This window comes from Frischella perrara (genome assembly GCF_000807275.1).
In the GTDB taxonomy this organism is placed as follows: Bacteria; Pseudomonadota; Gammaproteobacteria; order Enterobacterales; family Orbaceae; genus Frischella; species Frischella perrara.
This window is the reverse complement of the sequence record NZ_CP009056.1, coordinates 1,603,989-1,626,614: the sequence shown is the minus strand read 5'-3', so window position 1 is coordinate 1,626,614 and position 22,626 is coordinate 1,603,989. Positions and strand designations below refer to the sequence as shown.

Sequence of the window (22,626 nt, the reverse complement as noted above, 5' to 3'; positions counted from 1 at the left end):
CTAAAAGACCTACTAATGTAGGTCTTTTTTTCTAATTTAATTAAGTTTATTAATTTAAAATTATTCTGTAACAATAGGATGAATCCACATTTGCTTATTTCTAAAATCAATTTTAACTATATTCTTACGAAAAAAATTAAATCCTATTATCCCATCAGATTCAAATTCATCAGGAAGTGAATCAATTATAACTGCTTTAATTTTATCACTAGCTACGTCTGTCATTTCAAGTGATATATATCTAAAATTATCTTCAGGTTCAGTAAATTTACTTGAAAAAGGTGAGAGTGATTCTTCTTTTATGATTGATATTGTAGCGCCTGTGTCTAATATCATTTCGTAGTTGTTTAAACCATCAAACATATTTATAACTAATCCATTCCTATTTAAATAAAAGGGAATAGATATCCAATTTTTATTTAAATCATCAGAAATATTTATACTATCTGATATTGTTATTTTATTTTCAGGATAATTAATAGTTAATACGTAATCTTTAAACAGGCCAAGCCCAATCACTGAACTTTCTGCATCAATTTCCTCGTTATCAGGATTACTCTTAGTAAGATCACTTGATATGAATAAGCCCCAACTTTTATATTCAAGGACTTGTATATTGTTAAAAATAAAAGAATCTAATTCTAACCTGTCGACAATAAACGATCTAACCTCTTTAATATTACCTGATAAATCAATCGATCTTACTTTCTCTGAATTTTCAGTTTTATTAGGAATTTTGTTAATTAAAGCTATTGGAAGGTGTAAAGCTTCTTTAGATCCCGTGTCCAATATCAAGGGCATTTTTTCACCTTGAAAGTCCATTATTATTGAAGGTAAATTATAGATGTTATCAAAAACTAGATCCCAAGTTATTTCCGCACTTTGAGCAAAATTACTTATAAATAATATTATTAAAGATAGTAATTTTTTATTCATTGAATTATCCTTATTGCTTTATTATTCTATTTTTCACTCTTGGATATGTATATTCCATAAAAGTGTCTGATAACCATCTTATATCGCTATTTTATTAGCTTTATCTATACTTTCAAATCCTCGTGCAACAATAAGGTTTGTTTATTTTAATTTAGTTACTCATGTAAGCGATTATTGAATGGTCTTGATTACTCTGACACTTCATACTTAAAATAATATTATCGCAAAAACAGGACATGTTATCTTATTAATGGATAATTTATAAACTTGTAATTTGAAGAACTACTCTCGTTGGTCTTCTTAAATGATTTAATTACTAATATTAGGATAAAATTATTTTGTTGTAATGGGTTGAATCCACATTTGCTTATTTTTAAAATCAATTTTAACTCTATTTTTACTAAAAAAATCAGCACCTAATAATCCATCAGATTGAAATTCATCAGGAATAGAATCAATTATCATGGGAAGAACACTATCATTAGCGACATTATTCACATTAAGTAATATAGATTCAAAATAATCTTCAGGATCGCTTATTTTAATTGATTCTGGTGAAAGTGATTGTTCTTTGATAAGTGATACCGTTGCCCCAGTATCTAAAACCATTTTATAATTCTTTATCCCATCGGATAGATTGACAACCAAACCTTCATCATTTAATTCAAAGGGAATGGAAATCCATTTCGGATTTAAATCAGTTAAAATATCATCTGATATCGTTATATTACTTTCCGGATAATTGATAGTTAATACGTAACCATCAAACAACCCAAGCCCAATAACAGATTTATCTTCATCTTTATCCCCACTATCATCATAAGTCGGATCGCTTGAAATAAATAATCCCCAATCCTTATATTCGACCACTTCCACCTTATTAAAGGTAAAAGAATTTAATTCTAATTTATTGACAGTAAATGATTTAGCTTCTGTGACATTACCAGAAAGATCAATCGATCTGTTTCTTTTAGAATTTTCCGTTTTATTAGAAATCTTATTAATTAAATCCATTGGTAGATGTAAAGCTGTTTTAGAACCTGTATCCAACGTCATTGCAATTTTTTCACCTTGATAATCCATCATTATTAACGGTAAATTATATTTGCTATCAAAAGTTAGATCCCAAGTGACTTCAGTACTTTGTGCAAAGTGACTGATAAACAACATGATTAAAAATAGTATTTTTTTATTCACTGAACTATCCTCATTTCTCATTCCTAATATATCTTTTGATTTGAAAATACTAAAAAATATTTATTATTGATCATTTGTTTTTTAGTCATTTTAATAGTTTCTAATTGTTATACAACAACATAAATTCTAGATCATGATTTTATTTTTGGTGCTACAGCAGATTATTACGTATCTTTAAGATACGTACAACGGAAACACAAGTTAATATTATTGAAAAAACAAAATCTAATTTAATTTATAAACAAATTTAAAAAATCTACTAACGTCTTTTTTAGGTTTTGCTACTTTTATAATGACAAATTAGCTTTGATTCATTACTATCTTTATCTGAAATATTTATTCATATTTCAGTATATTGATATGACGAATGAATAACAGGTGAGTATGCTTTATTTAATGAATGAACGGCAACAAGAGATTATTTATACAGTAAATGAAGTGAATCAAATTAGTGTCAATGCACTAGCAGAGCAACTTAATGTTTCAGTTGTGACAATTCGTCATGATCTTAATTTTTTAGAGCAAAATGGTTATTTAAAGCGGGAGCATGGTTACGCTGTTGCGGTCGATAGTGATAATCTTGATGCTCGAATGAAGATAAAGTTCCCACTAAAACAAAAGATAGCAGAATATGCTGCATCGCTAGTTAATAACGATGAACATATCTTTATTGAAGGTGGAAGTACTAACGCCTTGTTAGCCAGGCATTTAGCCTACACTCGTCGTATTACTTTAATTACATCCAGTTATTACATCGCTCAATTATTGAAAAATACCAATTTAAAAGTGATTGTGATTGGTGGTGAGTATCAGAAGAAAAGTGAAAGTGTGGTCGGCGAACTCGCTTGTCTTGCAATCAAATATCTACAATTTGATAAAGCCTTTATTGGTATTGATGGTTTTTTGCAAACTACAGGTTTTTCTGGAAGAAACCAAATGCGCACCGAATTAGTTAATACCATTTTAACTAAACCGAGTGAAAACATTATCATTACTGATTCATCTAAATTCGGTCAAAAGCAACCCTATCAATTATCGCCGATTGAATCAATTCACCGTGTAATTACTGATCAGGCCATTAATATTAAAGATGAACAATATCTAATGGCAAAAAAAATTATTGTTGATAAAGTTACTTGATCAACGTTCAAAATCCATAATTTATCTTACACAATAAATCCTGGTACTCATTCAATTTGATTGGTTTTATTTTATCTGGTTGTGATGATAAAGTGATAACAGATTATCTTGTCTATGAATGGATTAAACTTCTCACCTAAATAGAAATGAATATTATCATAACATTGAGCTAAATAATGAAAAGCCAAAAATTGACACACAGATAAAACATTCATATAAGCTTATCGATAATGTTTTGATGTTTAAAAATAGTGATATGGCAGCAGTTAAATTAGGTTTAGATAAAATTTATAAAAATTTAACCCAAGAACTAACCTACGAAAGTTACAAAGTAGCTTTAATTGGTAATTTAGTAAAAAATTCCCGCAACCAATACACTTGGATCAAAAACAATTCATTATTTTAAAGACGATAGGGGAGAAGATTTATTTTAAGACACACTCAACAGAAAAGAAGTTTGTCAAAGAATAAGATAGTCTAAAGATTCTAAGTTCTATTTAATATTATTTTAGTATAATTATTATATTTTTTAAGAATTACCTTTTTTAAATCATAAAAGAACTCAATTTGACAATGAACTTGAAAAATAACGCAGTTCTTTTTTCGAAAAAAATAACAGATCTAATTTCAAAAGATTAAACGCATTTGAGGTATTTACTAAAGAGCTTTTTTAAAAACTGATTCTAAAGTTGCTCATGGTAGATTTAAGAGTTTCTAAGTGTATTTTTTATTAAATATATATCTCTAAGATAAATAATATTAAAAGTTAAATTAGCATATGAATACGAAGCAAAAAGCGACTATTGAAAAGCTTAATATCTTATTAAATAAAATAACGCTTGTCTCAGACAATGTAGATTATTTAAGTTATCAATGTTTGGACATTTCCAAAAATATTTCCGCATATGATTGTTATATAATGATGACTTACAAGCAACCAAAGTGGCTCGAAATATTATTTAGAATTAGAGATTTTCTTGGACGAATAGTTGGAATTAGACCTATTAAAGGATTTGATAAACTGGATGAGAAAGAGCCTGAAATTGGAAGTTTAGTTCATTTTTTTACAGTCTTAGAAAAAGCAGAAGATACACTAACATTAAATGTGAGGGATTCGCATCTAGATGTTTGTGTATATCTTCGCGTCGTCGATAATAATGATAAAAATAAATTGTATTTAATCACATCTGTTAAGAATCATAATTTCGTTGGTAAGTTATATATGCTGCCTGTTTCAATTATTCATCCATATATTGTTACTAATTTATTCAAAAATATTAATATTGATAAAAGCTGAGAAAGATGCAACAAGAGCTTGCCCGTTCTTACTTAGTTAATAAAATATAAATTGAAAACGTGCTTATTTATTATGCTAAAAAATAATGTTGTCATTTGTATTAGATCGTAACAAATTGCTCTCTTGATAAGATCTAATGCTGCAATTAATACTCCTCAACGGCATTGTTTTTCATCTTCATTCGTTAGCGTTATTGTATATTTATTTCATTAAAACTTTATTAAATATCAAAAACAAAATTATTATTTTTCAATCTTCTCATTTGCTGATTATGATTTTCCTCTAATTATTTAACAATAAAAATTACCAGAGTATGAAGAATAATTTAAGCAAATCGGAGATAAAAAGTTAAATTACCGTTGTTTACCAACGTCATCCAAAGCTTCCATCATTGGACTTAATAAATAACTTAATACGGTTCTTTGCCCAGTTTTTACTTCAGCAGAAACAGACATGCCTGACTCTAATTTAATAGTTTGACCATCAATAATTAAATGATTTGTACTTAATTCAATTACCGCTTTATAGACTAGTCCTAAATCCTTATCATCTATAGCATCAGATGATATATTTAACAACTTGCCTTCAATCCAACCATAACGTGTAAAATCAAACGTGTCGATTTTCACGGCGGCTAATTGATTTCTACGTAAAAAACCAATATCTTGATTACTCACCCAAACTTCTGCAATGAGTTTTTCATTTTCAGGAACAATTTTTAATAACTCCTGTGGCGCTTCAACAGCAGCCCCCGCATCACGATAAACTAATGATTCCACAATTCCAGCTATCGGAGCTTTTAATTCATATTGTGCAATAAGTGCTTCAAGCTGTTTTTGTTGAGCTGATAAGATATCGTTCTGATTTAATCTTTGAATTTTTTCTCGTTCAATCTCTCGGATTTTATCTGCAACATGAGACTTGATTTGAGCATCAATTTGAGCGTAATTTGCTCGCATCTCTTTAACTTTTGCATCAGCACTGTTCACCGTAAATTTGGCTTCTAAATATTTCTTTTGAATCTCAAGCAAACTATCTTTACTAGTCATGTCCTTTTTGTAGAGAGAATTTAATGCTTCATATTGCTCTCTATAAATTGGCAATAAATTTTCTGCCATTTCTTTTTGAATCTGATAATTTTCAATCTGAGCAGTTATAATCTGCTGATTTAATTTAAACACCTCTTTCTCATTATAATCATCCTCAACCTCTGCTTGCAGTTGCATAGAAATTTGTTGTGCTAATAAGGGAGATTCAAGTTGAAAATTATCGGATAATATGAGTGGAGCAGGTCGATTCAAATAGTGTTCATATAACAATTCCAATCGAGCAATATGAAAACGATTAATTTTTTGCTGTAGAATATTTTCTTCCAATTGTGCTACCAATGATGCACTGTTTAATTTAATTAAAGATTGTCCTTTTTCTACATGCTCACCTTCTTTAACTAACACCTCAACAATTTCAGCCGTTACTGCAGAATTAACGGGCCGTGATAATTCATTTACGACTAATTTTCCCCTTGTTGCAGCGACAATATCAACTTTACTAAGTGATGCCCAAGCGATTGCTATTACCAATAAAATAACAATGGACCAAAGAATAAATCGTCCTATGGGGGAGGGGGGTGTCTCTTGAACTTCTAATGCAGCAGGTAAAAAATCACGATATTTTTGCTTCATCAATGGCTCCCACTTTGTAAGTCATGTAACTTTTGATAGATTCCTTTTTGTTCTAATAACATTTGATGAGAACCTTGTTCAACAATTTCACCTTTTTCCATCACAATAATACGATTCGCTTGTCTGACTGTAGATAAACGGTGAGCAATAATAAAAACAGTTTTACCTTGACAGATTTTAGCCATATTGTCTTGAATAATTTGCTCTGATTCATAATCAAGCGCGCTAGTTGCTTCATCAAAAATAAGAAGTTTTGGATTTGTTATTAATGCTCGAGCAATACCAATACGTTGTTTTTGACCACCCGATAATTGCCCTCCATTTTCACCAACAGGTGTGTCGTACCCTAATGGAAATTCACTAATAAAATCATGAGCTCCGGCCATAATTGCAGCATTTACGACTGTTTCAAGAGAAGCATCAGGAATAGCTAACGCAATATTGTCACGGATAGTGCCATTAAAGAGTTGTGTCTCTTGTAATACAACACCAATTTGTTTACGTAACCATTGCGGATCGGTTTGTGCAATATCAATACCATCGATAAAAACTTGTCCCTCTATCGGAGTATAAAGTCGTTGTATAAGCCGAGTTAATGTGCTTTTCCCTGAGCCTGAGCGTCCAACAATACCAATAACTTCTCCAGCGTTTACCGATAAATTCACTCGGCGAATTACTGGTGCAGCATCCGGTCTGTAAGCAAAAGAGATATTAGCAAAACGAATATGCCCTTTGATTTCCTTTAAAACACTGCTATTTTCTTGTTGTTGTTCAGCAGGAACGTTTAAGATATCACCTAGTCGTTTCACAGATATCGAAACTTGTTGAAAACTTTGCCACAATTGAACTAAACGTAATACTGGCGATGTCGCTTGTCCTGCAAACATATTAAAGGCAACGAGTCCCCCAACAGTTAATTTTCCTTCTATTACTAGATGAGCGCCGTACCATAAAATAGCAACACTAGTTAGTTTGCTCACTAGTTGAGAGATCTGTCCTGCAACATTCCCTAAGTTTTGTGTTTTAAAACAGCTAGTTACAAAGTAAGCAATTTGTTCATCCCATCGACGAGTCATATGATTTTCAACCGCCATGGCTTTAACTTGCTCAACGCCTGAGATACTTTCAACTAAAAAAGCCTGATTTTTGGCACCTTGTTGAAATTGTTCATCAAGACGCCTACGTAAAACCGGTGTGATGAAAGCCGATAATAAAATATAAGGAATGAGGGATGCTAAAACAATTAGTGTCAGTGGAATACTATAAAATGCCATGATCACAAAAAAAACGATTGCAAACAGAATGTCTAAACAAAGTGTCATTGCACTACCCGTTAAAAACTCACGTACTGTTTTTAATTCATATACTCTTGCAACAGTAATGCCAACTTGACGTGATTTAAAGTAGCTTAAAGGTAATGACAATAAGTGTTTATACAGTAAAGAACTGAGCATGACATCAATACGTTGCGAAGTGTGGGCCATTTGATAGTTGCGCAACCCACCTAAAATTACATCAAAGATGACGATAGTGAGCATACCAATCGCTAATACATCTAATGTTTTTAAACTTTGATGCGCCAAAACTTTATCGACAACGACCTGAAAAAATAACGGTGTTACTAATGCCAAAATCTGAATAAAAAATGAGGCTAATAAAATTTCACCAATCAATTTTTTATAACGCATAAAGGCTTGAAAAAACCATTGGATATTAAACTCTCGATTTACAGATTCCCATGTCATTCGTTTTGTGAATAAGAAAGCACTTATTTTTTCTTGTTCATCTGGCACAATTACTTCAGGCTGTTTTTTATGAGGAGATTGAATTAGCCATTGCCCGTCTTTAATTGCAAGTAAAACCACATAACCATGTTGTTCTAAATTAACAATAATCGGGGTCGTAATTTTATTTTTAATATTTAATTTATTGATATAACGACATTTTAATCCTGTTTTTTTTACTGCTCTAACAAACTGGAGTGAAATATCGTGTTTATCATCAAGATAGAATTGCTCTTGTAACGATTTAGTGTTAACTGCCATTCCATAAAATTGAGCGATAATGGTGAAACCTATCCATAAATCATTATACTTTTCTTTTTGCATCAATTTTTCCAAAGATAATTATTTCTAACACAATACTGATAAAACAGATTCCAATTATTAATAAAAGACAGCTATTAATAGCTGTCTTTAATAATTAGGAGAACACCTGAACATTGATTAGATCTTGGCTGAAGAACCAAAATGTGGTTGCGGATTTGCCAACATTAAATCTCCAGTAACCACATCACTATCATCCTCCGACGCAACAAATGCACTTATATTTTGCGTCATTAATGAAAAATTAGATAGAGATGTTTTCGATGAAAATACAGGTAATGGTATTCCATCGTTAATATGAGCATTAATATCTTCAGCTAACCATGAAGAGCCATCATTGAATTGGAAAACATCAATTCGAGATTGAAGCCTTGTATCAGTACTCGTTGAAAACCAGTTTTTGATTGTAATAGAGCTGTTTTCGTCAATTGATATGATTAAATCATCATTTTTTTTAGTTGTGCGTAACATGTCAGCACGAATACCCTTACCAAAACGGATCGTATCCACATCTAATTTGACTCTATCTAAGCCCGAATACCCAGATCGTCCCTGATTATCTATGGTGTCATGACCATCGCCCAAATTAAAGATATAGGTATCATTGCCTGCACCTCCGGATAAAAAGTCATTCCCTTTACCACCGGATAAGATATCATTACCCGAGCCACCTAATAACGTATCATTTCTTTTCGTGCCAACCATTTTTAAATGATCTTTTAACACCTTATCCCAAGTTAATTTTTTTCCATCTGCAAACACAAATTTTTCAATAACATTGTCGCTATTAATATCAGATGTTGCGGATTGTGCTCTTGAAAAAATATCTTTAATTCTAAAGCTGGAGGCTGAATTCGCATTGAGCGTAATAAGGATATCGCCACCATCTCGACTAAATCGAACGTCATTGAGTGTGATACCATCCAGAAATTCTAATTTATCAGAGCCGCCTAACTCGGTCACTTGATCATGACCGCTATTGTAACCAAATCTATAAATATCACCATAATTTGAACTTAATAGCGTTTCATCTTGTTCTGTACCTGATATGATGATCGGATTGCTGTTAAACCACTCTTTAACGCCTAGTTGACTTCCATCGGCAAACTCAAAATAATCAACGCGCGCAATAAGCTGCTCATTTCCGGTTGAGAACCAATTTTTTATCGTAATGGAATTTTTTTTATCAATTGATATGATTAAATCTTTGTTTTTTCTAGCACTGCGTAACATGTCAGCACGTATGCCCTTACCAAAACGAATAATATCAACATCTGATTTTTCTTCACTCCAGAAACCGACAGACTTAAATTGCCCCTGATTATCTATGGTGTCATGACCATCGCCCAAATTAAAGATGTAGGTATCATTGCCTTCACCACCAGATAAAAAGTCATTCCCTTTACCACCTGATAAGATATCATTACCCGAGCTGCCTAATAACGTATCTTTACCATTCGAGCCAACCATTTTTAAGTGGTCTTTTAATACTTCATCCCAGGTTAGTTTTGTTCCATCTGCAAACACAAATTTTTCAATAACATTGTCGCTATTAATCTTAGATGCTGCGGATTGTGGGCTTGAAAAAATATCTTTAATTCTAAAGCTGGAGGCTGAATTCGCATTGAGCGTGATAAGGATATCGCCACCATCCCGAGCAAATCGAACATCTTTGAGTGTGATACCATCCAGAAATTTTAATTTATCAGAGCCGCCTAACTCGGTCACTTGATCATGACCGCTATTGTAACCAAATTTATAAATATCACCATAATTTGAACTTAATAGCGTTTCATCTTGTTCTGTACCTGATATGATGATCGGATTACTGTTAAACCACTCTTTAACGCCTAGTTGACTTCCATCGGCAAACTCAAAATAATCAACGCGCGCAATGAGCTGCTCATTTCCCGTTGAGAACCAGTTTTTTATCGTAATGGAATTTTTTTTATCAATTGATATGATTAAATCTTTGTTTTTTCTAGCACTGCGTAACATGTCAGCACGTATGCCCTTACCAAAACGAATAATATCAACATCTGATTTTTCTTCACCCCAGAAACCGACATACTTAAATTGCCCCTGATTATCTATGGTGTCATGACCATCGCCCAAATTAAAGATGTAGGTATCATCACCTTCACCACCGGATAAAAAGTCATTCCCTTTACCACCTGATAAGATATCATTACCCGAGCTGCCTAATAACGTATCATTACCATTTGAGCCAACCATTTTTAAGTGGTCTTTTAACACTTCATCCAAGGTTAGTTTTGTTCCATCTGCAAACACAAATTTTTCAATAACATTGTCGCTATTAATCTTAGATGCTGCGGATTGTGGGCTTGAAAAAATATCTTTAATTCTAAAGCTGGAGGCTGAATTCGCATTGAGCGTGATAAGGATATCGCCACCATCCCGAGCAAATCGAACGTCTTTGAGTGTGATACCATCCAGAAATTCTAATTTATCAGAGCCGCCTAACTCGGTCACTTGATCATGACCGCTATTGTAACCAAATCTATAAATATCACCATAATTTGAACTTAATAGCGTTTCATCTTGTTCTGTACCTGATATGATGATCGGATTACTGTCAAACCACTCTTTAACGCCTAGTTGACTTCCATCGGCAAACTCAAAATAATCAACGCGCGCAATAAGCTGCTCATTTCCGGTTGAGAACCAATTTTTTATCGTAATGGAATTTTTTTTATCAATTGATATGATTAAATCTTTGTTTTTTCTAGCACTGCGTAACATGTCAGCACGTATGCCCTTACCAAAACGAATAATATCAACATCTGATTTTTCTTCACTCCAGAAACCGACATACTTAAATTGCCCCTGATTATCTATGGTGTCATGACCATCGCCCAAATTAAAGATGTAGGTATCATTGCCTTCACCACCGGATAAAAAGTCATTCCCTTTACCACCGGATAAGATATCATTACCCGAGCTGCCTAATAATGTATCATTACCATTTGAGCCAACCATTTTTAAGTGGTCTTTTAACACTTCATCCCAGGTTAGTTTTGTTCCATTTGCAAACACAAATTCCTCAATAACATTGTCGTTATTTATACCGGATTTAACGGATTTTGCATCCTTAAAAACATTTTTAAAAGTAATACTACTGTTGCCATTAATTGATTTAACCGTTATGTTGGCCCCTTGTCGTGAAAAAATAATATCTTTTGCTTTAATATTATTCATAAATAATAGTTTGTCACGTCCAGAAGTGTCTTCGACTGTAGTATGTCCAGATAAACCGAATAAATAAAAATTATCGCCTAATAATGTATTTTGACCTAAATTATCTTTAATTGATTGATAATATTTATCGTTACTGTTATACGTTAAATAACCATCAATAACTTCTTGCAACAAAAGAGAACGAACGTCGTTATTTTTTTTATTAGAATTTAAATAATTTTCTAACTGCGAAAAATCGATAAAAGGCTCTTTATTATCATTAATATCTATTTTTAACAATTTGAATTCTTGTTTAAATTCAGTTTGTGCTAAAAGATTAGCTGTCACATAATGTTTAAATTTATTATATTCAGCAAGTAATAAATCAGTAGCATAACCTTCAACAGGAGGGGTTTTGTCACCATAATAAATATTAGTATACTTTTCACCTGTAATGATTTCTAGTACCGATAATTTCCTCGCATCGAATATACCTCTACTGTTAGGATCAATCTGACTAACGTTAGCCCAACTAAAAATAATATCATCAACAACATCTTGAATATCAGTAGTAATAGGATTAGCAATAAATTTATCTAACAAATTTTTTAACTTATTATTTTGACTTAAAGCATAGGATAAATTAATTAAATTGCCAAATCCCCGAATGGACGGATAATTTTCAATACCTTCAATATAGTGTTTATCACCAGTATAAATAGTATTAGCTTGATTTGTTGCAAACCATACATCGGTAGATTGACCTTTTTTTCCATCCGTATAGGTAATTTCACCAATTAAACGATATTCATTACCATTACTATCTGTGTAATCTGATTTTGAATATTTAGTACTAATAGCCGAAATACCAGCTTTTTCCAGACTTATTAGCTCATTTTCATCGGTATAGCCGTTGCTATTTTTATCTTGCCATACTTTTAATTTTTGCCAAATACTATCCTTTTTATCAATAACACCATCACCATTTTCATCATATTCCGCTAATGCTTGATAACCATTTTTTGCTAAACTTCCATCTTTTAATAACGTATGTTCACCAAATAGTTCTCGTCCATTATCAATTATGCCATTATTATTAAGATCTAGTACTAGTAAACCATCATCACTGCCTACCCATCCAGTATTTTCGGCAAATTGATTAGCATTTAAATCAAAGTGAATATTGTTATTTTTGCTGATTGTTTCAATACCATCACGATCAAGATCAAGAATAATTGGAGAAAAAGCGGTTTTAGAAGCACCTGGTATTGAAGGATATAGTGTTGGTATAGGTCCTGAAATGGGCTTTGCGGTATGATAAAAATAATCTTTTAGTTTATCCCAAAATTGAATCAATCCATAGCGATTGTTATCAATTAGTAAAACAGTAAAATAGTTTATTATAGAATCGGAGAGTAGACCTGCACCAATCCCCATACCCAACCCAATACTTGCAGTCACAAAGGATTGTTCTCCAACAGTCGTGGTAGAAGAGCCTACCGAGAATGTTTCGAATAATGTTGATAATTTAGTACCATTGATTTCTTTTGCACCCCATTCTAGTAAAATTGCTTTTGCTTCATCGATATCGCCTCGATCCATTGCAGTTTGAATCTCAGCTGCAGCACCAGCAAGTCCAATTCCAGTCCAGACATAGGCTATTACCGGAAGTTTATTTGCTAACTTATTAACAGGAGAATTTGCGATAAGGTCAGCCGTATCTTGTAAACTTTTTCTAGTTGGAGAATCTGAGTTATCATAAAGTTCTTTTAATTTATTCAACGAATTATTATTTAATTTAAACTTTCCCCAATTTTTATTATTTGATGTTGAATTTCTTATGGCATCTCTCATTGTTGCAGCATTTCTAATGTGTTCCAAACCATTATTTTCCAAAGGCTTAAGAATTGACTTATCAATACCATTGATTCTGATTACGTTCGGATTCTTCATTAAAGCGGGTAACTCGGTTTGAGCAAATATACTTTTCGAATCCATGCTGCCGATTACGCAGACGTCACCCTTTGCACCTTTATCAAAGTTATTAGCAACTACATCCCATGCACCGTTATTTTGACGAGCACCATTGAGTTGTGAACCATAAAGGAATTCTATTGCCTGATTCGATAATTTTTTACCATTTGAACCAAATATAGCTCGCAACTTTTTATTTAAAGGTGAGCCTTCTTGATTAGCGGTATTTAAAAATTTAGCAGCCTCTGTATTATCAATAATTCGATAATTCGAATCCTTTTGTAACTTCTTAATAATATTTTTAGATTGTGTATCATTAACTATATCTGAATATAGTACGGTCTTTGAACCATGGGTGCTAACGTCAAGCTGGTTTATTAAATTACGTAATCCCTTTGCATCCTTAATACCCGATAAATTTTTTTCTGCTTCTGCTTGTGTAAGTCCTGCCATATAGTTTCATCCCTCTGTTATAATTATTTATTTTCTAATAAATCTTAAAAATCAAATATTGCTTAATAAATACTAAAAATCTAACTCAATCAGTGATTTCGCACTTTATTCCAAATCTCTAATGTCGTTGCATTCAAAGACATTTAATTCCGCTTTCATATTATATAAACACAACAAAATAGCTAGCTAATAGCCTTGCTCCTTATCAACTCACCAAGCATACTGATGAACTTCGGATTAATTCAAAGTTTCTGGCTTTTCCAGCATAGTGTAATAGTACTTATTTCATAAGTTATCTTAATCATACTTTTTAGCATCTTAATTTGAGACATGTTCATTCACAAATAGCATAACGAGTTCCTCAACTGAGTTATCTGCGTTTATATTTAGCAATAATTAATTACATTACTTAGATAACTTGATTATATAAGTTAACAATAGCTTGTAAATAAAAAAAACGTAAATTTCATGTGATGAAAAAAGGGTTTTGTCAAGTTAATTTATATTATTTTTTTATAATCATATAGATGATGTAATTAGCTCACCTTAAATAAAATTGCGTTCTCGTAGAATTGCTTTTAAAACAAATCAAAGGAGTTTGGTGATGAGCAATCGCATGACAGAAAGTCGGATTGTGGTCATTTTGAAATAAGCAGAAGTGGCATATCGGTTAAAGATTTATGCCGTGAATATGTGTTCGGTAATTCAATATTTAAACTGTTTTTTATAGTAAAAATTAGAGATAACTTATAACCAGAAGCGTTTGCCAGCGATTAAATTACAATTGAATACTTCATTAGAGATATATAGTAAATGCTTTTATCCTCAACAACGTTATTTAGCAAATTCCTGCCATATAATTTCATCCCTCTGTTATAATTATCTATTTTTATAATTTTCTATTTTCTAATAAATACTAAAAATCAAATTCGACAAGTGTTCTCGCATTCTCTTCTAAATCTCTGATGCCATCGAATTTAAAGATATTTAACGCATCCTTCAAGATGTTAAGCAGGCTCTCCTGAGACATGTTCGGTAAAGAACTCGGTGACATTGATACAAGCTTATAAGAAAAATGTAAAGGATATAAGTCAGTAGCTTCCATTCCATAGTTAGTCAAAATAAATACAATATTTTGACCATTGACATGCAGTATAAATACTTCTTTATCACTTGCTTCGGGATAACCCGAAATACTATCATTATTTATTAAATAACCACAGTTAAATAGCCAATAGCCTCGCTCCTTATCCACACACCAAGCATGTTGATGGACCTCATAGGAAGTTAAGGCTTCTGGCATTTTCAGCATAGAGTAATTGTACTTATTCCATAAATTATCTAAATCATACTTTTGAGCATCTTCGTCTGAGACATATTCATTTACAAATGACATAACAAGTTCCTTAATTGAGTTATTTGCGTTTATATATAGAAATGATTAAATTACATTACTTAAATATTTTGATTATATAAATTAACAATAAATAGCAGATACTTTTGGTTTATTAAATTTCGTAATCCCTCTGCATCCTTAATACCAGATAATTTTTTTTCTGCTTCTGCTGCTGTAAGTCCTGCCATATAATTTCATCCCTCTGTTTTAATTATATATTTTCTAATAAATACTAAAAATTTAACTCAATAATTGATTTCGCATTCTCTTCCAAATTTCTAATGCCACTGCATTTAAAGACATTTAACGCTTCTTTCAAAATGGTAATCAGATGTTCTCGAGATATGTTTGGCAAACAACTAGGTTCCATTGACACAAGCTCATAAGAAAAATGTATAGGATATAAGTCAGTAACTTCCATTTCATGAATAGCCAAAATAAATTCAATATTTTGTCCATTGACATGTAATATAAATGCCTCTTTATTACTTGGCTCTGGATAACCTGAACGACTATTTTCATTTCTTAAAAAACCACAGTTAAATAGCCAATAGCTTCGCTCTTTATCCACACACCAAGCATGTTGATGAACCTCAAAGTGATTCAATGCTTTGGGCATTTTCAGTATCCAAGAGTAATTGTACTTATTCCATAAATTATCTAAATCATACTTTTGAGCATCTTCGTCTGAGACATATTCATTTACAAATGGCATAACAAGTTCCTTAATAGAGTTATTTGTGTTTATATATAGAAATGATTAAATTACATTACTTAAATATTTTGATTATATAAATTAACAATAAATAGCATATACTTTGGTTTATTAAATTTCGTAATCCCTCTGCATCCTTAATACCAGATAATTTTTTTTCTGCTTCTGTTGCTGTAAGTCCTGCCATATATTTTTATTCCTTTGTTATAATTATCTATTGTTATATTTATTGTCTAATAAACTCTAAAAATTAAACTCAACGAGTGATTCTGCATTTCCTTCCAAATCTCTAATGCCACTGTTTTTATAGACTTTTAACGCTTCTTTTAAGATGGTAAGCAACTTCTCCTTAGACATGTTCGGTAAACAACTCGGAGCCATTGACACAATATTCCAACAATAATGTATAGGATATAAGTCAGTAGCTCCCAAACTATTTCTAGTCAAAATAAATTCAATATTTTGATCATTGACATGCAGTATAAATACCTCTTTATTACTTGGCTCAGGATATCCGGTCCGACTTTCTTCGCTCATTACATAACCACAGTAAAATAGCCAATAACCTTGCTCCTTATTCACACACCAAGCATGTTTATGGACCTCAAAGTAAGTTAAGGCTTCAGGCATTTCCAGTCCTGTAAAATAGTATTTATTCCATAAATTATCTAAATCATACTTTAGAGCATCTTCGTCTGAGACATATTCATTTACAAATGGCATAACAAGTTCCTTAATTGAGTTATTTGCGTTTATATATAGAAATGATTAAATTACATTACTTAAATATTTTGATTATATTAATTAACAATAGCTTGTAAATAAAAAAACTTAAATTTCATGTGATAAAAAAAGGATTTTGTCAAGTTAATTTATATTATTTTTTTATAATCATATAGATGATGTAATTAGCTCACCTTAAATAAAATTGCGTTCTCGTAGAATTGCTTTTAAAACAAATCAAAGGAGTTTGGTGATGAGCAATCGCGTGACAGAAAGTCGGATTGTGGTCATTTTGAAATAAGCAGAAGTGGCATATCGGTTAAAGATTTATACCGTAAACATGGGATCGGTAATTCAATATTTTATAAACGAATTGAATAAGATAAGTTATTGTTTTTTTTATATGTTTGGTTGGTATTAAGTAACTCGGTGGAGATCGGAGGGAAATTTTTATTTACATTCCTTTCATGGGTTTTAATTATGAATGTGTTATTTGTAACTAGCCTAACATACAAATGCTTAAAATAAATGAAGGTAATCTGTAGGTAGTGGTGGGTGTTTTATTAAAAATTATTTATCTTTTCTTTTATTATTCCACTTGCCACTACAATAGTGATTCACACAATATTGGTTATTGAACTATTCTAAAGGTGGGCATATAGAGGGCTTTAAATTGTTTTCGTTATTAAATAATATCGTAAATTAATGACGCTTATTGATGTTAATCAAGAGTCTGATATCATGGGGGAACCGAATGGTAAAGTGGGACATGCACCTGATATGATTTAGATGAATGCCCAATAAAGCGAATTTTTATTTGATTTAATGTGTTTACTGCGGAAAGCAGCAACAATCCAAGGCAGGTCGTTACGGTGCACTTATGCCCATAAAGATATTGTTTTTGAGTTCGGCTCATGGCTGAGCCCTGAATTCAAGCTTTATCTAATTAAATAATTTCAAAGACTTAAAGATGAAGAAGCCAAAGCAATGTCACTGGAATGGAATTTCCAACGTACTTTGGCAAAGGTCAACTACCGCATACATACAGATGCCATTAAAGAACACTTGATTCCGATACAATTAACAAAATGCACAGACAGGGAAAGTATATGCCAGTGAAGCAGACTTACTGAATATGGCTTTGTTTGGTACGACAGCAGCACAATGGCGACAAGCCAATCCTGATCAAAAAGGAAACATACGTGATGTTGCTACATTAGAGCAATTAGTCGTTTTATCTAATCTGGAAAGTATTAACTCAGTCTTAATTCATCAAGGTATAAGTGCTTGCGGACGCTTGATACAACTCAATGGTATTACGATTAATCAAATGCAATCTTTGGTCAATATTTCTGAAACGAAGAATCTTATATTCAGTTAGTAGTATATAAACGATAATACAGTGTATTTTAGGTATGTAATGCCTGAAATACGCTGTACAAACAGTAATGTTTTCCACACATAATGTCATTATTATCAATTATTAAAGCTCGTTTCAGTTGTGATGGTCTCAGCCCCAAACTAGATAAACATGTTCTGCTAAAATGAGCCGAATCAGAAAATCCCATATCACTGGCTAATTTTGTCAGTGTTGTAGATGAGTCGAGTAGATCAATTACATCCTGTAATCTTTTCCATAATAGATAACCCCTGAAATTAATACCCAACTTAGAACGAAAAAGATGAAGAAAGCGACTTTCAGAAAGGTGTATTTTTTCGGCGATTTCCCTCGATGAAATTCGCTTTATGGGTAATGATGAAATAATAGAGACTGCTTTATTAATGCGGTTATCTTGATCACATGAACAATTAGGATCTGACTTACATAAACAATTAGGCTTTGATTCACATAATATCTTATAGACGTGATACAGCTCAAATGGTTGGCTAATAGTAACAGATTTCATAAAATAACTGGCAATTTTTAATGCTTCTTTGTAAGTAAGAAAATAAACAGGATTAGTTTCAGTAAAATGCGATAATAAGTGATAATAGGGATCTTCTGGGTCAATAAGCAAATTAATACAACAGACATCTGGTGCGCTCAGTTTATGGGGAACATTTGATTGAATAATAAAACCAAACACATCTTTTTTTTCATCTGGTGTTTCTAGCTCAAAAGACATATTGTGCAATGATATTGTCAATTGAAGAGAAGGGTGACGATGCCAATCCGTCGTGATATTGTATATAAAAAGCAATGTAGATAAATTTTGTCGGTGCACTTTAACTAACAAATCATTGTCTAACATGATATTTTATCCTTGCTAAATAAACATCCTTGTCATTAAAAACAGTAACATAAACCATATGTAAAGACTATACATATATACGTAATTCGATTAACTTAAACTAACTAAAAAGGATAACACATATCATGTATAAAATTAATCAAGAACAGTACAAACGCATTTTTGGCTATTTTAAACCTATCACCAAAAACTTTATTATAGGATCTCAAAATGTTTCACAATCTTTTTGCCATTTTTCAGTAGATAATTTTAATATTAATAATTTTGATGATTTACCATTAAAATTAAAAAAAGATATTCAATACTTTCCAATAAGAAGAAAAATAGAGTTCTTAGCTGGTAGAGTGTGTTCTGCTACGGCATTAGAAAACTTATTGCGTGATGGAGAATATTACTGGAGACTAAAAAGTTCCAACGGAGCCGTTTCATGGCCTAAAAACATAGCTGGTTCAATATCTCACTCTAATAATTTTGTAACTGCGGTTACAATAAAACTCTCAAATGAGGTTCAAAGCATAGGAGTTGATATAGAAAAAATAATGTCCACTCAAAAAGCAATTGATTTAAGTGAAACGATCCTAAAATGCTCTACTCCCAGTGACATGATAATGGACATAACACATTACATTACTTTAGTATTTTCAGCCCAAGAGAGTTTATATAAGGCATTTAGCTCAATTGGTATTACACTTTCATATGAAGATATATTTTGCATAGGTATAAACAAAGAAAAAAAAACATGTACATTACATGTAGGTAATCCGATCAATAAAGTTTTTGAAGTTCATTTTTATTTTTCAAAATATTATAATCTTGTTATGACTTACGTACTTATCTAACCAACTATTTTTCTATTTCATTCTTTGATGTAATGGTTGATTTTGCAAACCAAACAACTATGATTAATAGTATAAAAATAATTCCATATAGCCAAAAAATTTCGTTGGTTGCGATTACCAGCCCCTGATTAGTAATATTTTGTGCGAGCTTTGCCGAAGCTTGAGTTTCGGAAAAACCTTGCAACTGAAACTGCTGATATGTGTATTCTAGCGTTTGTATATTTTGATTCATTAGATCAGTTAGTTGGCTGTGATGAATTGCCTCACGATGTTCCCATAATGAATTTGTTAAAGAAGTACCAATGGAAGTAGATAATGTTCTAAAAAAATTAAATAAACTTCCTGCTGCCGCTAACTTGTGAGAAGGTATATCAGTTAAAATTATTATATTCAAAGGCATAACAAAGCAAGCTATCGCAAATCCTTGATAGAATTGGGGCCATGCAGAACTCGAAAAATCCATATTAGGCTCAAACGAGTAAGCTCTCCAAAAAAAGCACACAGCAAAAACAATGAAACCAAAAGTCACAAGCTTCCTCATATCTAAATAAGGAACAAAACGGCCGACTATTGGAGCAAGAACGATAGGAACTAAACCGATGGGAGACAATGCTAATCCTGCCCATGTTGCAGTATAACCAAAAACTCGTTGTAATAGCTGTGGTTGCATAACTAATGTCCCTATATGTAGCAAAAATGCCAAACTTATGCAAATCGTCCCTACTGTAAAATTTCTTGATCTAAATAAAGATAGATCAACGATAGGATGATTCGATGTCATTTCCCAAAGAACAAAAAAAGAAAGTGTTACTAACGCTATCACAGATAAAATAATAATTTCAGATGAATTAAACCAATCCAGTTCTTTCCCTCTATCTAAAATAAGCTGTAAACTACCAACACCAAATATTAATAAAGCAAGCCCGATAGTATCTATTCGAGATTTACTTATTTCTGTTTCTCGTCCTTTTAATAATATTTTAATACTTATCCAAGCTATTAGACCAATTGGCACATTTAGTAAAAAAATCCAGCCCCAAAATAAATTGTCACTTATCCATCCACCAAAAATAGGTCCACAGACGGGAGCAATAATAATAGTCATCGACCATATTGCTAAAGACATATTTTTTTTGGAATTTGGAGAGTTAGCTAATAATAAGCTTTGAGAAAGAGGAATAATTGGTCCAGAAACCGCACCTTGTAGTACCCGTGAAATAATTAACATTTCAAGGCTGTTGGAGACACCACATGACCAAGAAGCTAAAACAAACAACAAAATTGAATACAAAAATAACTTAACTTCCCCAAAGTACTTAGCTAGCCATCCAGATATAGGAATTGAAATGGCATTGGATACGGCAAATGATGTAATTACCCATGTTGCTTGGCTAGTTGATATTCCTAGGTTTCCAGAAATAGTAGAAAGTGCTACATTGGCAATTGTTAAATCTAAAATTTGTAAGAAGGCTACTGTTGCCAATGCAACAATAAGCCCGATTAATTTTGCACCTGATAGATGTAATGGTGACATTTTATGATTCACTGAATATTACTCTCTAAAATTAAGTTATTTTGCATAATTTCTTGTACTAGTTGCTTGAATTCATCTAAGTCATAAGCAAGTACATCTGTTTGATATTTAATTTCTTGAGGTGAAATATCAGTAAGTAATTTTCCACTTACATCACTGGTATCCACTGTTACATACATAGATAACCCCACCCGTAATGGATATTCCTTAATTTGCTCTTTATTCAATTCAATACGAACAGGTAAACGCTGAATTACTTTAATCCAATTTCCTGTTGCATTTTGTGCTGGTAATAACGAAAATGCACTTCCCGTTCCCATAGCAATTCCTGTAATCACCCCGTCGAATTTAATATCATCTCCATAATAATCACTAGTTAACTTAACTTTTTGTCCTAATCGAATGTGTTTTAGTTGAACTTCTTTAAAGTTAGCTTCTACCCAAACTTGATCCAAAGGAACAATAACTAATAATCGTTCTCCTCTATTAACTTGTGCTCCAATTTGGACTTGGCGCCTTGAAACATATCCAGTGACAGGGGAAACAATTGTTACTCGTTTTAAGTTAAGCCAAGCTTCCTTTAGTTTAGAAATAGCTTGCTGAATTTTTGGCTGTTCTAATAATGAATTCTGCATTAATAGGGCATTATTAATTTCTAACTCTTGCTTGGAAATATTTAAGTCATTTAACGCAATTAATACATCTTGCCTAGCATGCTCTATTTCTTCTTTTGAAATAGCCTTACGAGACCAAAGGCCTTCTCTCCGAGCTAAATCTTTTTCTAATTTATCTAATGTCGCTTGCTTTAATCGAATACTTGCTAACAATTTTTCAGTTGTCAGTTTGATCTGTTGAGTTTCTCTTATTACCTTGGCTAATTCATTTTTTGCATAAATAAAATTATTTTCAGCATCAATTGATTCTAATTGAGCGATAACATCTTTTTTTCTCACAAAGTCATTATCATCAACGTAAATGGAGGAGATTCCTCCGCTTATTTGAGTATGAATTGGAATTTGATTTCCCATAACATACGCATTATCTGTAGATTGTGTAAACCGAGAAAACATGAACCAAAAAATGAAGTATCCTATCCCTGAAACTAGGAAAATAACAGATAAAATAATCAATTTTTTATATCGTGTTAAACCATTGAATTGTCGGCCATCGGTGTTGTTTTTCATT

At 31.9% G+C, this 22,626-nt stretch carries 16 protein-coding genes and 1 pseudogene; 4 read left to right on the top strand and 13 right to left on the bottom strand.

All coding sequences use genetic code 11. From position 1 onward, the window contains the following. Window positions 1-60: 60 nt before the first annotated feature. Together FPB0191_RS07100 and FPB0191_RS07095 are read right to left on the bottom strand one after the other, a co-directional pair. Window positions 61-936 (bottom strand): hypothetical protein, encoded by an 876-nt coding sequence (locus FPB0191_RS07100; protein ID WP_039104959.1) that lies wholly within the window; start codon window positions 934-936, stop codon window positions 61-63. Between the two features lie 333 nt (window positions 937-1,269). After that, the gene (locus FPB0191_RS07095) at window positions 1,270-2,133 is read right to left on the bottom strand and encodes an aspartyl protease family protein (protein WP_039104957.1); all 864 of its coding nucleotides are present in this window, start codon (window positions 2,131-2,133) and stop codon (window positions 1,270-1,272) included. 396 nt (window positions 2,134-2,529) lie between these two features. Between FPB0191_RS07095 and FPB0191_RS07090 the strand changes: the two genes are divergently transcribed. Continuing rightward, window positions 2,530-3,273, top strand: a complete 744-nt coding sequence (locus FPB0191_RS07090) for a DeoR/GlpR family DNA-binding transcription regulator (protein WP_039106847.1) — start codon at window positions 2,530-2,532, stop codon at window positions 3,271-3,273. A 778-nt stretch (window positions 3,274-4,051) separates the two neighbouring features. Next, entirely contained in the window at window positions 4,052-4,570 is a 519-nt protein-coding gene (locus FPB0191_RS07085) for a DUF2867 domain-containing protein (RefSeq protein ID WP_052236851.1), read from the top strand. A gap of 353 nt (window positions 4,571-4,923) precedes the next feature. On the opposite strand, the gene FPB0191_RS07080 is transcribed toward FPB0191_RS07085, so the two are convergent. From FPB0191_RS07080 to FPB0191_RS07055, 8 genes are all read right to left on the bottom strand, one after another. After that, a complete protein-coding gene (locus FPB0191_RS07080) occupies window positions 4,924-6,252 on the bottom strand; it encodes an HlyD family type I secretion periplasmic adaptor subunit (RefSeq protein ID WP_039104956.1) in 1,329 nt (442 codons plus the stop codon). Then, the gene (locus FPB0191_RS07075; protein ID WP_039104955.1) at window positions 6,252-8,360 is read right to left on the bottom strand and encodes a type I secretion system permease/ATPase; all 2,109 of its coding nucleotides are present in this window, start codon (window positions 8,358-8,360) and stop codon (window positions 6,252-6,254) included. Before FPB0191_RS07075 ends, FPB0191_RS07080 begins: the two co-directional genes overlap by 1 nt. 117 nt (window positions 8,361-8,477) lie before the next feature. Continuing rightward, window positions 8,478-13,982 (bottom strand): calcium-binding protein, encoded by a 5,505-nt coding sequence (locus FPB0191_RS07070; RefSeq protein ID WP_039104953.1) that lies wholly within the window; start codon window positions 13,980-13,982, stop codon window positions 8,478-8,480. A gap of 916 nt (window positions 13,983-14,898) precedes the next feature. Beyond that, the gene (locus FPB0191_RS07065; RefSeq protein WP_039104952.1) at window positions 14,899-15,378 is read right to left on the bottom strand and encodes a hypothetical protein; all 480 of its coding nucleotides are present in this window, start codon (window positions 15,376-15,378) and stop codon (window positions 14,899-14,901) included. Window positions 15,379-15,437: 59 nt separating this feature from the next. Continuing rightward, window positions 15,438-15,566: a hypothetical protein gene (locus FPB0191_RS12435; RefSeq protein ID WP_272866957.1), complete on the bottom strand. Its 129-nt coding sequence runs from the start codon at window positions 15,564-15,566 to the stop codon at window positions 15,438-15,440. 44 nt (window positions 15,567-15,610) lie between these two features. Next, window positions 15,611-16,093 carry a hypothetical protein gene (locus FPB0191_RS07060; protein WP_039104949.1) on the bottom strand — a complete coding sequence of 161 codons (483 nt, stop codon included), beginning with the start codon at window positions 16,091-16,093 and terminating at the stop codon, window positions 15,611-15,613. Window positions 16,094-16,148: 55 nt separating this feature from the next. Next, complete coding sequence (locus FPB0191_RS12430; protein ID WP_272866956.1) at window positions 16,149-16,280, bottom strand: hypothetical protein; 132 nt, start codon at window positions 16,278-16,280, stop codon at window positions 16,149-16,151. Window positions 16,281-16,336: 56 nt separating this feature from the next. Then, entirely contained in the window at window positions 16,337-16,816 is a 480-nt protein-coding gene (locus FPB0191_RS07055) for a hypothetical protein (protein ID WP_039104947.1), read from the bottom strand. A gap of 853 nt (window positions 16,817-17,669) precedes the next feature. Here FPB0191_RS07055 and FPB0191_RS12595 point away from each other — a divergent pair. Further along, a pseudogene (locus tag FPB0191_RS12595) lies at window positions 17,670-18,197 on the top strand (KilA-N domain-containing protein); the annotation flags it as partial. A 28-nt stretch (window positions 18,198-18,225) separates the two neighbouring features. Here FPB0191_RS12595 and FPB0191_RS07045 read toward each other — a convergent pair. Continuing rightward, complete coding sequence (locus FPB0191_RS07045; RefSeq protein ID WP_052236850.1) at window positions 18,226-19,068, bottom strand: helix-turn-helix domain-containing protein; 843 nt, start codon at window positions 19,066-19,068, stop codon at window positions 18,226-18,228. Window positions 19,069-19,193: 125 nt separating this feature from the next. Here FPB0191_RS07045 and FPB0191_RS07040 point away from each other — a divergent pair, with 125 nt between their 5' ends. Beyond that, window positions 19,194-19,907 carry a 4'-phosphopantetheinyl transferase family protein gene (locus FPB0191_RS07040; protein WP_039104946.1) on the top strand — a complete coding sequence of 238 codons (714 nt, stop codon included), beginning with the start codon at window positions 19,194-19,196 and terminating at the stop codon, window positions 19,905-19,907. A 4-nt stretch (window positions 19,908-19,911) separates the two neighbouring features. On the opposite strand, the gene FPB0191_RS07035 is transcribed toward FPB0191_RS07040, so the two are convergent. Together FPB0191_RS07035 and FPB0191_RS07030 are read right to left on the bottom strand one after the other, a co-directional pair. Beyond that, entirely contained in the window at window positions 19,912-21,441 is a 1,530-nt protein-coding gene (locus FPB0191_RS07035; RefSeq protein ID WP_039104945.1) for a DHA2 family efflux MFS transporter permease subunit, read from the bottom strand. 8 nt (window positions 21,442-21,449) lie between these two features. Further along, window positions 21,450-22,625, bottom strand: coding sequence for an HlyD/EmrA/EmrK family protein (locus FPB0191_RS07030; RefSeq protein ID WP_039104943.1), 1,176 nt, complete (start codon window positions 22,623-22,625; stop codon window positions 21,450-21,452). Window position 22,626: the final 1 nt, after the last annotated feature.

What these genes read in the sequence shown, in the direction of transcription:
- FPB0191_RS07100 (WP_039104959.1), bottom strand. Translation starts at nt 936, where the DNA reads ATGAATAAAAAATTACTATCTTTAATAATATTATTTATAAGTAATTTT.
- FPB0191_RS07090 (WP_039106847.1), top strand. Translation starts at nt 2,530, where the DNA reads ATGAATGAACGGCAACAAGAGATTATTTATACAGTAAATGAAGTGAAT.
- FPB0191_RS07085 (WP_052236851.1), top strand. Translation starts at nt 4,052, where the DNA reads ATGAATACGAAGCAAAAAGCGACTATTGAAAAGCTTAATATCTTATTA.
- FPB0191_RS07080 (WP_039104956.1), bottom strand. Translation starts at nt 6,252, where the DNA reads ATGAAGCAAAAATATCGTGATTTTTTACCTGCTGCATTAGAAGTTCAA.
- FPB0191_RS07075 (WP_039104955.1), bottom strand. Translation starts at nt 8,360, where the DNA reads ATGCAAAAAGAAAAGTATAATGATTTATGGATAGGTTTCACCATTATC.
- FPB0191_RS07070 (WP_039104953.1), bottom strand. Translation starts at nt 13,982, where the DNA reads ATGGCAGGACTTACACAAGCAGAAGCAGAAAAAAATTTATCGGGTATT.
- FPB0191_RS07065 (WP_039104952.1), bottom strand. Translation starts at nt 15,378, where the DNA reads ATGTCATTTGTAAATGAATATGTCTCAGACGAAGATGCTCAAAAGTAT.
- FPB0191_RS12435 (WP_272866957.1), bottom strand. Translation starts at nt 15,566, where the DNA reads ATGGCAGGACTTACAGCAGCAGAAGCAGAAAAAAAATTATCTGGTATT.
- FPB0191_RS07060 (WP_039104949.1), bottom strand. Translation starts at nt 16,093, where the DNA reads ATGCCATTTGTAAATGAATATGTCTCAGACGAAGATGCTCAAAAGTAT.
- FPB0191_RS12430 (WP_272866956.1), bottom strand. Translation starts at nt 16,280, where the DNA reads ATGGCAGGACTTACAGCAACAGAAGCAGAAAAAAAATTATCTGGTATT.
- FPB0191_RS07055 (WP_039104947.1), bottom strand. Translation starts at nt 16,816, where the DNA reads ATGCCATTTGTAAATGAATATGTCTCAGACGAAGATGCTCTAAAGTAT.
- FPB0191_RS07045 (WP_052236850.1), bottom strand. Translation starts at nt 19,068, where the DNA reads ATGTTAGACAATGATTTGTTAGTTAAAGTGCACCGACAAAATTTATCT.
- FPB0191_RS07040 (WP_039104946.1), top strand. Translation starts at nt 19,194, where the DNA reads ATGTATAAAATTAATCAAGAACAGTACAAACGCATTTTTGGCTATTTT.
- FPB0191_RS07035 (WP_039104945.1), bottom strand. Translation starts at nt 21,441, where the DNA reads ATGTCACCATTACATCTATCAGGTGCAAAATTAATCGGGCTTATTGTT.
- FPB0191_RS07030 (WP_039104943.1), bottom strand. Translation starts at nt 22,625, where the DNA reads ATGAAAAACAACACCGATGGCCGACAATTCAATGGTTTAACACGATAT.